Annotated in this window: 9 protein-coding genes; 4 read left to right on the forward strand and 5 right to left on the reverse strand. The window is 58.2% G+C overall.

The features are described 5' to 3' along the window. The first annotated feature begins 18 nt into the window (after window positions 1-18). Complete coding sequence (locus tag ACJ8IJ_RS12045; protein ID WP_004936822.1) at window positions 19-1,668, forward strand: Na+/H+ antiporter; 1,650 nt, start codon at window positions 19-21, stop codon at window positions 1,666-1,668. 73 nt (window positions 1,669-1,741) lie between these two features. On the opposite strand, the gene ACJ8IJ_RS12050 is transcribed toward ACJ8IJ_RS12045, so the two are convergent. Continuing rightward, window positions 1,742-2,629: a LysR family transcriptional regulator gene (locus ACJ8IJ_RS12050; RefSeq protein WP_004936826.1), complete on the reverse strand. Its 888-nt coding sequence runs from the start codon at window positions 2,627-2,629 to the stop codon at window positions 1,742-1,744. Window positions 2,630-2,768: 139 nt separating this feature from the next. Here ACJ8IJ_RS12050 and ACJ8IJ_RS12055 point away from each other — a divergent pair, with 139 nt between their 5' ends. Continuing rightward, window positions 2,769-3,191, forward strand: a complete 423-nt coding sequence (locus ACJ8IJ_RS12055; RefSeq protein ID WP_004936830.1) for a CidA/LrgA family protein — start codon at window positions 2,769-2,771, stop codon at window positions 3,189-3,191. Further along, window positions 3,184-3,873 (forward strand): LrgB family protein, encoded by a 690-nt coding sequence (locus ACJ8IJ_RS12060; protein WP_004936833.1) that lies wholly within the window; start codon window positions 3,184-3,186, stop codon window positions 3,871-3,873. The genes ACJ8IJ_RS12055 and ACJ8IJ_RS12060 overlap by 8 nt, the downstream gene beginning before the upstream one ends. A 41-nt stretch (window positions 3,874-3,914) precedes the next feature. Here ACJ8IJ_RS12060 and ACJ8IJ_RS12065 read toward each other — a convergent pair whose 3' ends face one another. The 4 genes from ACJ8IJ_RS12065 to lpxO form a co-directional block, all read right to left on the reverse strand. Further along, entirely contained in the window at window positions 3,915-7,853 is a 3,939-nt protein-coding gene (locus ACJ8IJ_RS12065; protein ID WP_442518727.1) for a non-ribosomal peptide synthetase, read from the reverse strand. Window positions 7,854-8,554: 701 nt separating this feature from the next. After that, window positions 8,555-9,250, reverse strand: a complete 696-nt coding sequence (locus ACJ8IJ_RS12070) for a CTP synthase C-terminal region-related (seleno)protein (RefSeq protein WP_021505130.1) — start codon at window positions 9,248-9,250, stop codon at window positions 8,555-8,557. Between the two features lie 115 nt (window positions 9,251-9,365). Continuing rightward, a complete protein-coding gene (lpxP, locus tag ACJ8IJ_RS12075; protein WP_442518726.1) occupies window positions 9,366-10,286 on the reverse strand; it encodes a kdo(2)-lipid IV(A) palmitoleoyltransferase in 921 nt (306 codons plus the stop codon). 299 nt (window positions 10,287-10,585) lie between these two features. Continuing rightward, window positions 10,586-11,491: a lipid A hydroxylase LpxO gene (gene lpxO / locus ACJ8IJ_RS12080; RefSeq protein WP_004936848.1), complete on the reverse strand. Its 906-nt coding sequence runs from the start codon at window positions 11,489-11,491 to the stop codon at window positions 10,586-10,588. 248 nt (window positions 11,492-11,739) lie between these two features. On the opposite strand from lpxO, the gene ACJ8IJ_RS12085 reads away from it, so the two are divergent. Next, complete coding sequence (locus ACJ8IJ_RS12085; protein ID WP_004936850.1) at window positions 11,740-12,081, forward strand: hypothetical protein; 342 nt, start codon at window positions 11,740-11,742, stop codon at window positions 12,079-12,081. Window positions 12,082-12,140: the final 59 nt, after the last annotated feature.

The following is a 12,140-nucleotide window of genomic DNA, read 5'->3' on the forward strand; positions in this document are numbered from 1 at the left end:
GTAGAGTCTAAGGAAAGCATGGAAATCTTTTTTACAATCCTCATTTTGATCCTGGTGGTCTCCCTGTCCGGGGTGGTGACGCGCATGTTGCCGTTCCAGGTGCCGCTGCCGCTGATGCAAATCGCCATCGGGGCCCTGCTGGCCTGGCCGCATTTCGGGCTGCACGTCGATTTTGATCCCGAACTGTTCCTGGTGCTGTTCATCCCGCCGCTGCTGTTTGCCGACGGCTGGAAAACGCCGACGCGCGAATTCCTGCATCACGGGCGTGAAATTCTCGGCCTGGCGCTGGTGCTGGTGCTGATCACCGTGGTCGGCGTCGGTTATCTGATCTACGCCATGGTGCCGGGCATTCCGCTGGTGGCGGCCTTCGCTCTGGCGGCGGTGCTGTCGCCGACGGATGCCGTGGCGCTGTCCGGCATCGTCGGCAAAGGGCGGATCCCCAAGCCGATCATGGGCGTGCTCGAGGGCGAGGCGCTGATGAACGACGCCTCCGGCCTGGTGTCGCTCAAGTTCGCCATCGCGGTGGCGATGGGCACCATGGTGTTCACCGTGGGCGGCGCGACCCTTGAATTCCTCAAAGTGGCGATCGGCGGCCTGCTGGCCGGCGTAGCGGTCACCTGGACCTACAGTAAATCGCTGCGGGTGATGAGCCGCTGGAGCGGCGACGATCCGGCGACCCAGATCGTGTTCCTGCTGCTGCTGCCGTTCGCGTCCTACCTGATCGCCGAACATATCGGCGTTTCCGGCATCCTGGCGGCGGTGGCGGCGGGGATGACCATCAGCCAGTCCGGCGTGATCCGTAACGCGCCGCTGGCGATGCGCCTGCGCGCCAACAGCGTGTGGGCGATGCTGGAATTCGTGTTCAACGGCATGGTGTTCATCATGTTGGGCCTGCAGCTGCCGGGCATTCTTGAAACCTCCATCCTGCAGGCGGAGCTGGATCCGACCATCCAGACCTGGTACCTGTTCGCCGATGTGGCCACCATCTACGCCGCGCTGTTGGTGCTGCGTTTCACCTGGCTGTGGGTGATGAAGAAGGCCAGCAACCGCTTTATGAAAAAGCGTCCGCTGCAGTTCGGCGATTACAGCACGCGTGAGCTGTGGGTGGCGTCGTTCGCCGGGGTGCGCGGGGCGATTACCCTGGCCGGTGTGCTGTCGATACCGCTGTTGCTGAGCGACGGCACCGCCTTCCCGGCGCGCTATCAGCTGGTGTTTATCGCCGCCGGGGTGATCCTGCTGTCGTTGATCGTCGGCGTGCTGGCGTTGCCGCTGCTGCTGCGCGGCGTGCAGGTCACCGACAAGAGCGCCAGCAAGCAGGAAGAGCGCATGGCGATCGCCATGGCGGCCGAAGTGGCGATTGAGAGCGTGAATAAAATGGAAGAGCGCCTGGTTGCCGATACCGAAGAAAACCTCGATCCGCAGGTGTTGAAAGAGGTCAGCTCGCGGGTGACGGGCATGCTGCGGCGGCGCATCGCGTCGAAAGACGATATCGAGAATGCGCTGGCGATGGAAAACCTCGAGCGGCGTTTCCGCCTGACGGCGCTGCGCGCCGAGCGCGGCGAGCTGTATCACCTGCGCGCCACGCAGAAAATCAGCAACGAGACGCTGCAAAAACTGCTGCACGATCTCGACCTGCTCGAAGCGCTGCTGATCGAACGCGAAGGGTAAATCTCAGAAGAGGAATAAACGTTTTCCTCTTTATTTCTGTCCTGAAGGGCCGCCTGTGCGGCCCTTTTTTTGGTTACTTGAGCGGCGGCCAGTAATCGCGGCAGCAGGCGATCCAGGCCTGCGCGCTGTGCGACAGGTAGCTGCCCTGGCGCCAGATCAGGCCGATTTTCCACTCCATGCGCGGCTCCAGCGGCAGCCAGACCAGGTTTTCCTTGTCCAGCCAGCGACAAACCGGCTCCGGCAGCATGGCGATGCCCACGCCGGCCTGCACCATCGAGGCGAGGAAGTCCCATTGGCCGCTGCGCACCGCGATTTGCGGTTCAAAACCGGCCAGGCGAAACGCCTTCATCAGCATCTTGTACAGCGCAAAATCTTCGTTATAAATCAGGATCGGGCTGTCGGCCAATTCGGCGATATTGATGCTGGTGCGGTTGAGCCACTGCGGCGTGCGCGGCGCCACCACGCACATCGGGTGGCCCAGCAGCGGCAGAAAGGTCAGCGGCTGCGCCGAATCGAAGGGCAGCACCGTCATCGCCAGATCCAGTTCGCCGGACATCACCGCCTGTTCGACCGACAGCCCGCCCAGCTCGGAAATCTTCAATTCGATGCCGGGGTAGGTCTGGCGAAAGCGGCGGATCAGATCGGCGATCTGCCTGCCGACCATCGGCGGAATGCCCAGCCGCAGCACGCCCTTTTTCACCGAGCTGATGTCTTCCAGCTCCGCCTCCAGCTGGCGGAACTCGTCGAGGATCGTCAGGCCGCGCTGGTACACCGCCTGGCCGCTGTCGGTCAGGCGCAGCTTGCGGCCTTCGCGGATCAGCAGCGTGCATTCCAGCTCTTCCTCCAGATGCCGCAGCATTTTGCTGATGGTGGGCTGGGTGACGAACAGTTTTTCCGCCGCGCGGGTGAAGCTTTGCTGGCGCACCACTTCAACGAAGTAGCGCAGGGTGCGGACATCCACGTTAGGGTTCTCCTTGGGGACGCTACCGGCGGGAAACTATTCCCGGACGGCATGATGTCGATAATTTTAATTCATTTCAGGCGTGGTTTCCCGGCTGCGTATACTGTAGGCCGTCAATTATTGTTTGAGGTCATCTTTCATGTCTCTGGCGTTACGCCGCGTTGCCCCCTCCCTGCTGACCCGTTTGCAGGTGCCGATCCAGGTGGCGTTGTATGCGGCGCTGTTCCTGATCGCCGATCGTCTGGTGCAACAATTCCACCTGCCGCTCCCCGCCAATATCGTCGGCATGCTGATGCTGCTGGCGCTGATCCTGCTGCGCATTCTGCCGCTGAGTTGGGTCAAGGCCGGCTCCCGCTGGCTGCTGGCGGAAATGCTGCTGTTTTTCGTGCCGGCGGTGGTGGCGGTGGTCAACTATGCCCAGCTGCTGATGGTTGAGGGCTGGAAGATCTTTCTGGTGATCGCGGTCAGCACCATGCTGACGCTGGGCGCCACCGGGCTGGTGGTGGACAGGGTGTATCGGCTGGAGATTTGGCTGCAGCGGCGGAAGCAGCGCCATGAATGATTTTATCCTTAGCCTGGCCTGTTTTCTGGCGACGCTGGCGCTCTATTTCGCCAACAAGAAACTCTATCGCCGCCGCCGCACGTTGCTGCTGATGCCGCTGGTGCTGACGCCGATGATTCTGGTGTTGCTGCTGGTGGTCACCCACATCTCCTATCAGGACTACATCGGTGAAACCCACTGGCTGCTGTGGCTGCTGGGGCCGGCGACCATCGCCTTCGCGGTGCCGGTGTACGAGAACCTGCATATCATCCGTCGCCACTGGCTGTCGCTGACCGCCGGGGTAACGACCGCAGTGCTGGTGGCGGTGTACAGCTCGGTGTGGCTGGCGCGCCTGCTGACGCTGCCGGAAGAGGTGCAGCGCAGCCTGGCGGTGCGGTCGATCACCACGCCGTTCGCGCTGGAGGCCGCCAAGCAGATGGGGGGGCAACCGGACCTGGTGGCGTTGTTCGTGGTGATCACCGGGGTGTTCGGCATGGCGGTGGGCGACATTCTGTTTTTGCGGCTGGCTGTACGCAGCCGTCTGGCGAAAGGGGCCGGATTTGGCGCCTCGTCGCACGGCGCCGGCACCGCCCGCGCCTATGAACTGGGGCCGCAGGAGGGCGTAGTGTCGAGCCTGGTGATGATGTTGGCCGGCATTATCACGGTGGTGGCCGCGCCACTGATCGGCCGGCTGATGTGGTAAGGAGGCGGTCTGCGGCGAACTGCGCCGCAGACCGTAGAGCGTCAAGGAAGGTTGCCTAACATCGCCGGCGTGCGCGATGACTGTCGCAAGGCGCGTCCTATCTCCTCGTGGCTGAAGATAATGGAGTGATGATTGCAGGGCAACGGATGCACCTGCAGATGTTGGCAGATTGCCGACAGGCCATTGTCGGCAATCGCCAGCAGTTCCCGCTCATCGCCCAGGCCGGTGATATTCAGATTTGCATCTTCGGTCGCCTTGAACAGCGTGATGCGTGCATGTTGCAACGGTGCGCTGAGCGTTTGTTTCGCCAATGCCAGCTCCGTCGGCTCTGCCTTTAAGGCTCGGTCGGCGGCCTCGCCGTCAATACCCAACATGGCCAGCATCGCCGCCAGCATGCCCGGCTCGCTGCGGATCTGGAATGGGGTTCGGTAGAAGGTATCAAGCAGGAACAGTTGGATATCGCGATAGCCCTGGCTTTCCAGTTGAGCGGCCATCTCCAGCGCGATCAGACCCCCTAGCGACCAACCCAACAGACGGACGGGGCGCGCCGGCGACAGCCGCATATGGCCGAGATAATACGCCGCCAGCTCGCGTAGCGAAGTGATGTGCGGCTGTTGGAACAGGTTGTAATTGTTGATGCCTAACACATTGAAATCTTTCTCTAAATAGTTCGCCAGATCGCGATAAACATCGCAACCGGTGACGGCAGGATGGATCATCCAAACGCTGTCGGGGGTGATGGCGTGGTTCAGGCGCTCTACCTGTTTAAAGGTAAAACTGGCCTGATTCAGACGCGTCAACAGCTGCTGCAGGGGTTCGGAGGTGGCTGGAGCCGTTGCGGGCACGCCGTCGGTGAGAATACGGGCCTGGCCGCGCAGCGTCGAGTGAGCAAACAGCGTCTTAATGCCTAACGAATGCCCGTGTCGCTTCAGTTTAACCAGCAGTTGAATGGCGTGCAGCGAATGGCCGCCCAGCGCGAAGAAATCATCGTCGCGGCCAATGCGCGTTGTGCCCAGCAGTTCGCTCCACAGTTCGGCCAACTGCTGTTCCTGCTCGCCTTGCGGGGCTTCATAAGCAGCGGTTTCCTGCATGTTGGCCGGTGCCGGTAACGCTTTGCGATCCAGCTTGCCGTTGGGCGACAGCGGAAAAGCATCCAGCCGGATAAAACAGGACGGCACCATAAAGTCCGGCAGGTGTTGCTGCAATTGCCGACGCCATTCGGCGGTGTCGGCCGTTTGCTCTGGGGCGATGACATAGGCGACCAGGCGCTTGCCGCCGCTTTCGTCTTCCCGTGCCAGAATGGCGGCGTCTTCAACCCCTGAACACTGTCTGAGCTGTTGCTCGATCTCGCCTAATTCAATGCGCAGCCCGTGGATTTTGACCTGGAAATCGTTTCTGCCCAGATACTCAATGTTGCCATCCGGCAGCCAGCGGGCCAGATCGCCGGTTTTATACAGGCGAGCCTGCGGCTCGGCGCTGAAAGGATCGGCGATAAATCGCTCGGCGCTCAGCGCCGCGCGGTTCAGATAACCACGGGCAACCTGAATACCACCGATATGCAATTCGCCGGCGATGCCAGGCGGTAACGGTTGCAGTTGGTCATCCAGAATATGGAGCTGGGTATTGGCGATCGGTTTACCGATCGGTACCAGTGGGCGAGGATCATCGGGCAGGCATTGCCAGCTGGAAACGTCTACGGCGGCTTCCGTCGGGCCGTAGAGATTGTGCAGTTCCGCCTGCGGCAACTGCTGCAGGCAACGTTGTACCGTAGCGAGCGGCAACGCCTCGCCGCTGCACACGATGCGTTTCAGGGAGGCGCACTGCGCCATATCGCCGTGGCGCAGAAACAGTTGCAGCATAGAGGGGACGAAATGCAGTGTGGTGACGCCATGTTGTGCGATGCAGGCGCTGAGATAATCCGGTTCCTGGTGACCGCCCGGTTTGGCGATGGCCAGCCGGGCGCCGACCATCATCGGCCAGAAAAACTCCCAGACAGAGACGTCGAAGCTGAACGGCGTTTTCTGCAGCACGACATCATCCGGCGTCAGTGTATAAGCCTTTTGCATCCACAGGAGTCGGTTGATCACTCCGCGGTGTTCGTTCATCACCCCTTTGGGTTTCCCCGTCGAGCCGGAGGTGTAAATCACATAAGCCAGGCTGCGCTGTGGATCGGCGGCCAGCGGCGGCGGGTTGCCATCCGGCGCTTGCCGCCACAGATGGCTCTCACGTTGAAGATGCAATCGCGGCACGGCGATATCGCGCAGCGGGTGCAGCGCGTGTTCGCCGCCATCGTCGATCAGAACGAATCTGGCGCCGCAATCTTGCAGCATGTGGCGCAGGCGGTCTTGCGGATAGTCGGGATCGAGCGGTACATAGGCGGCGCCCGCCTTCAGGATGGCGTACAAGGCAATCACCATATCCGGGCTGCGGTTGACGCATACCGCGATGCGATCGTCAGGCTGTAATCCCTGCAGCCTGAGAAAGGCAGCCAATCGATTCGCCCGCTGATTCAGCTGTTGATAACTGATCTCGTGGTCCCCGTAGCACAGCGCCGGCGCTTCTGGCGTCAGCGCGGCCTGCCGTTCCAGGAATTGATGTACGCCTTGCGGCATGTCTGCCCATGTTTGTCGGGTTTCATTCCATTGATGGAAGATTTGCTGTCTTTCCTGCGGCAACAGCAGCGGTAACTGCCCCAGCGGCAGCGCCGGATCGCCGTCCAGTAGCGTGTTCAGCAGGTGCAGTATGCGGGCGGCGATGCGCTCACCGTCTTCCTGACTGAACCAGGCCTGATTGAAGTTGAACTCCAACAGCGGGTCGTCGCCCGGATGGTAATGGCGCAGGTAGACGCCGAGGGGCAGCTGTTCCTGACCGTGGTGCAGGTTTTCCACCTTGAACTGGCTGCCTTCCAGTTCGATGTCGGTCGGAAAAACCTCCAGAGAAAAGCTGATGTCGAACAGCTGGCGCCGCTCCTGCTGATGCAGGTTCAACTGGCGGTTGAGTTCGGCAATGGGAAAACGCTGGTGACGATAACACTGGCGCAGCTCGCTGCCGATTTGCCGCAGTAAGTGGCCGAAGGATTGCTGTGAATCGACCGTGATGCGCAGTGGGATCATCGAGGAAAACATGCCCAATGTTTGCTTATGTTCGGCGGTACTGCGGTTATGTACCGGCACGCCCAGCGTGAATTGATCGGTTTGCCAAATCCGGGCGAACCAGGTGGCCAGCAAAGCGCTAAAAAAATGCATTGCAGAACCGCCCTGCGCGGCGGCGTATTGTTCCAACTGTAGGAAACGCTCGCGTGGCAACCGCTTGATTATCTGATGGCTGGGGTAGGTTTGTTGCCCACAGTGATTTTGGCGGCGTTCCAGCATGGAGGGGGGCGCGTCGATGAAACGCTTCAACCAGAAATCACGATCGCGCTCGTAGCGTGGAGACTGCTGATAGGTGCGATCGCTGATGACGAAGTCTTGGTAACGCGAGTGGGGGGCTTCGTTTTTTATCCCTGCTTTTAATTGTTTATAGCGCTCCATGATCATTTTGCTCAGCAGGGAAATTGAGGTGCCGTCCGCAATCAGGTGATGGGAAGCAAGCAGCCATAGCGTGCTGGATCCGCTGACTTTGGCCAGGTGGCAGCGCCAAAGCAGGCTGTCATACAGTGAATAAGGCTGCAGGAATTGAGAACGAAGGTGTGTTTCTGCCAGGCTGATGGCATCTTGTCTCTGCGAAAAATCGTGGTAATGCAGGTCGATATAGGCCCGGTCGCAGGTTTCCTGGGTAATGCCTTGCGGCGTTTCTTTCAGCGTGGTTTGCAACGCATCATGTTGTTGCTGTATTTGCCGTATGGCTTCTTGAAAAAGCGGTAGCGAAATCTCGCGCTCTACGCGCCATAAACACCCAACGTTATATAAGGGGATATCGGGGTTTAAAGATTGGTCTAGCCATACGGCTTGTTGCACGGTCGTCAGGGAATAAGCGGACACGGAACCACCTCCACAAATAAGGAATGAATCGAATTAAATAAAGTGAGTCGCAGCCAAGCACTCGAACATTATAAAAGGTGATTATTAAGTTGGCCTGTTTTCACATTAAATATTTTTAATGATTTTATTTGATTATAATAAATTAAATGATTTTAGTGTTAATGATTTATATTTTATTTATTTTCAAACTGGTTTTTTTGCCATTGCTTTGTGGCGTGTTAATCACGATTGACTGGCTTTTATGCGTGATATTAGTAAGCGCAATCATGTAATTTATTGTTTTATTTGTGATTTTTTATTTTTGGCAAAAAGGGGCGGAGCTGAGGCGGTTCGTAAGCGATAACGGAGTGGTATCTCAGCGGGCAAGTTCGGTTGCTTCTCTGCAAGAGATAACAGGCTGAATCATAAAAAATTATAAAGAATCTCTTATGTTGTATTATTATAAAAGAAATAATAATGAATAATAAGAAGTAAAGCTTATTGTGATTTCATGCATTTCTTTATTCGTAATTCTGCTGTTAACTTTCATAGGAGTATGACGTTTCAATTAAACTGCGATGAATGATCCGTTATTGGGCAATTAATGGATTAACTTTAATGAGATAATAAATGTGAAACGTTGATGCCGAGTGATACCCGAAATGAAAGGCGCAACGAGAACCCTGTCTCGCTGCGGCTCGATCCTACGGGGAGGTAGCAGGTTAGCAGACGGCGGCTTTGACGAGTTCCACCACCAGCGGCGAAAGCTCGCCGCGCAGTGCAGCGCGTTCTGATTGGAACAGCGTGGCGACGTAAAAACGCCGCTCCGGCAGTTCGATGGCGCGCACGTCGCCTTCGGCATCGTGGCCGCTGATAATCAGCGGGAAGCGCTCAAGGTCGGCGACGAAGTCCGGAGCCACGCCAAAGTTGCAGTGGTAGCCTTCATGGGTGTTCAGGCTGCCGTAGGCCTGCGCGACGCGGGTGTCAGGCTGAAAAACGATGTCGCCGGTTTTTTCCACCAGCGAGCAGCTCAGCGGGGCGATCACCAACCGGCCACCGCTGTCGGTTTCCGCATGGCCGGCGTCGTGCCAGCCCATCACGTTGCGGGCGTACTCGATGATGGCGTACTGAAAGCCGCCGCAGGAACCGAGGAACGGCACGTCGTTTTCCCGCGCATGCCTGATCGCCATAAAGGCGCCGTCGTCGTGACAATATGGGCTGCCTGGCACCACCCAGATGGCATCGAAATCTTGCAGGACATCGGGGGAGGTCAGGGTTTCGGTCGGTAGCCACTGGGGCTGCACGTCGATGTCGAGATGGGCGGCGGTGAGCTGGAGCGCCACGGGGATGGCCTGATGGGCCACGGCTTGCGGGTTGTAATCACCGACCAGAGCAATGCGGACTTGGGCTTTCATCATTTCCTTTCCTGTGCGGGTAAAGAAGGAGATTACAGGAAAGCGACATGTTGAGTCGCAGATTTTTTAAACGCGGCGCACAAAAAAGCCCGGCGTCGGCCGGGCTGGAAAACGGGGCTCAGTACAGCGACGGCGCGCCGACCGGCCGGGTTTTGAAGCGGCGATGCAGCCACAGATATTGCTCCGGCGCCCGCATGATCTCTTTTTCGATCACTTTGTTCATATAAGCCGCCGCCGCCTGTTCGTCGCTGAGCGGGTAGTCTTCCAGGGCCGGCTGGATCAGCAGGTCGTAGCCGCGGCCGCCTTCACGGCGGATCAGCACCACCGGCACCAGCGCCGGGTTGGCCATGCGCGCCAGCATGTAGGTGCCGCTGGTGGTGGCGGCCTGATCGACGGCGAACAGCGGCGCGAATACGCTGCCGCGCGGGCCGTAATCTTGATCCGGCGCGAACCAGACCGCCTCACCGCGCTTGAGTGCGTGCACCATGCCGCGCAGATCCTTGCGATCGATCATCGCCTTGTTGGAGCGCATGCGGCCCTTGGTTTGCGCCCACTCCATCGCCTTGTTGTTGTGCGGGCGATACATCGCCATCATCGGTTGGCACAGGCCCATTGCCCGGCCGCCCAGCTCAAGCGACATAAAGTGCACGCCGATCACCAGCACGCCGCGGTCGTCACGCTGCGCCATTTTGAGGTGGTTGATGCCGGAGACGTTAAACCAGCGCTTAACGCGTTTATCCGACCAGAACCAGGCCATGCCGGTTTCCAGCAGGCCCATGCCGAGGGACTCAAAGTTGCCCACTACTTTACGCTCGCGCTGCGCTTCGTCCATCTCGGGGAAGCACAGTTCTAGGTTGCGGCGGGTGATGGCGACGCGACGCTTAAGAAAGCGCATCGAGGTGCGCCCCATCCATACGCCAAGGCGGTTAAGCAGCGGGTAGGGGAGTTGCACCAGCAGGAACAACAGGGCCAGACCGAACCAGGTCAGCCAGTAGCGCGGGTGCAGCAAGGAAAGTTGAAATCTCTTTTGGCGTTTCATAGCAGCTCGTTTATGCGTTAGGGGGGTAGCAACCTGTAGCGCATAAAGGATCCACTCGATAGCGATACAACGACTCAGACACCCGGGGACGGCCAGGGTTTAGTCAGAATTCCATAATTGACTAAACATTTACATTCGAAGGGCGGTTTGCGCTGCTATCAGGCTTCGGAGGGATAGCTGTTGGCCAGCGGAGGCGGCTCTAGGAATGCGTATGTTAACACAGGGTACGGGGTTCAGAGGAAGAGAGGCATGCGAATATTCTCATTCGCATTGCCTCTGGATTGACGATTGGCGACGGTTTACAGGCTGGGGAGGATGATGGCGGCGAAAATGGCGGCGATCACCAGCCATTTCAGCAGGTAGTAACCGCGGCGATTACGCGCCTTCAGGCGCTGGCCGGCGTCGCGCACCGCGTTGACGTATTTGAAGATGCGGTTGATGCCGCCGGTGCGGTCCTGATCGTCGTTCGGCGAACTGGCCGCCGACATCAGCGTAGCGCCGACCCAGTGGTTGACCGCCTGCGCCCAGCGCCATTTCATTGGCCGCTCGACGTCGCAAAACAGAATGATGCGCGTCTGGTCGGTGGCGTTTTGCGCCCAGTGCACGTAGGTTTCGTCGAAGATCACCGCCTGGCCGTCGCGCCAGCTGTGCTGCTCGCCGTCCACCTCGATGAAGCAGCGATCGTCGTTAGGCGTCATCAGCCCCAGGTGGTAGCGCACCGAGCCGGCGTAAGGATCGCGGTGTTTACCCAAATGGCTGCCGGGCGGCAGCTCGGCGAACATCGCCGCCTTGACCGATGGGATGCGGTTGAGCAGCTCGACGGTTTTCGGGCACAGCGTTTGCGCCGAAGGGTGACTGTCGCTGTACCATTTCAGATAGAAACGTTTCCAGCCGCGTTTGAAGAAGGTGTTGAAGCCGGCGTCGTTGTGCGACTGCGCCTTTTTGATGTGATCCTGCAAACGTACGGCTTCCTCGCGGATCACCTGCCAGTTGTCGGTCAGCGTTTGCAGCTCCGGGAAGCCTTTTTCGTCGAAATAGGGCTGTTTGGCGGGCAAACGCGAGAAACCGGTCATAAACATGTTGATCGGCCCCATAAACGTGGAGTGATCGAACAGCTGACGGGTAAGCTTTTGTTTCTCTTTGCCGCGGGAGTGTGCGTAGAGGAAGCTGATGATAAAAATGCCGATAATGATCGCGGCAACCATAGAATCCATCCCTGTTGGTGCTTGTTAAAAATTCGTACAAATTATAGTTTTATGACAGGAAAAATTTAACTTTTTCGTGCGCTTTCCCTGCGTGTGCTGCTTGTTGGCATAAAAAATCAATAAAATGATTTGTAATGAAATTTTATATCGATTTTTTTGGTTTTAGTCCTATTCTTAAATCGTTCAAGGGGTGTTTCATGCCATCTTGTTTCATGACGAATGGCACGTATCTGAGAAAAGAGGGACTTATGAAAAAATCAATCATTGCCTTGTCTGCACTGCTGCTCGCTTCCCCGGTGTTCGCTGCTGAAACCGCGACCGACACCGCCGCTCACGCCAGCAACGAAGTTGTCGCCGAGGCGCACAAAGGGGCGGATACCGCCAAAGAAAAGCTGCACCAGTCTCAGGACAAGGGTGAAGAGCTGAAGCTGAAAGCCAAGCATGCCGCCGAAGGCAAGAGCGACAGCGTCGGCAGCAAAGTGAGCGAAGGTTCGCAAAAGGCCTGGCACTCCACCAAACAGGGATCGGAGAAGGCTTGGGACAAGACCAAGCAAGGGGCGGAAAGCCTCAAGAACAAAGTGACCGAGTAAGGTCTCCGCTTTACCCCAAGGGCCGCGCTGCGGCCTTTTTTATTGCCTGCAATCCAGAG

Origin of the sequence: Serratia sp. CY40230 (assembly GCF_052168835.1) — a bacterium.
In the GTDB taxonomy this organism is placed as follows: domain Bacteria; phylum Pseudomonadota; class Gammaproteobacteria; order Enterobacterales; family Enterobacteriaceae; genus Serratia; species Serratia nematodiphila.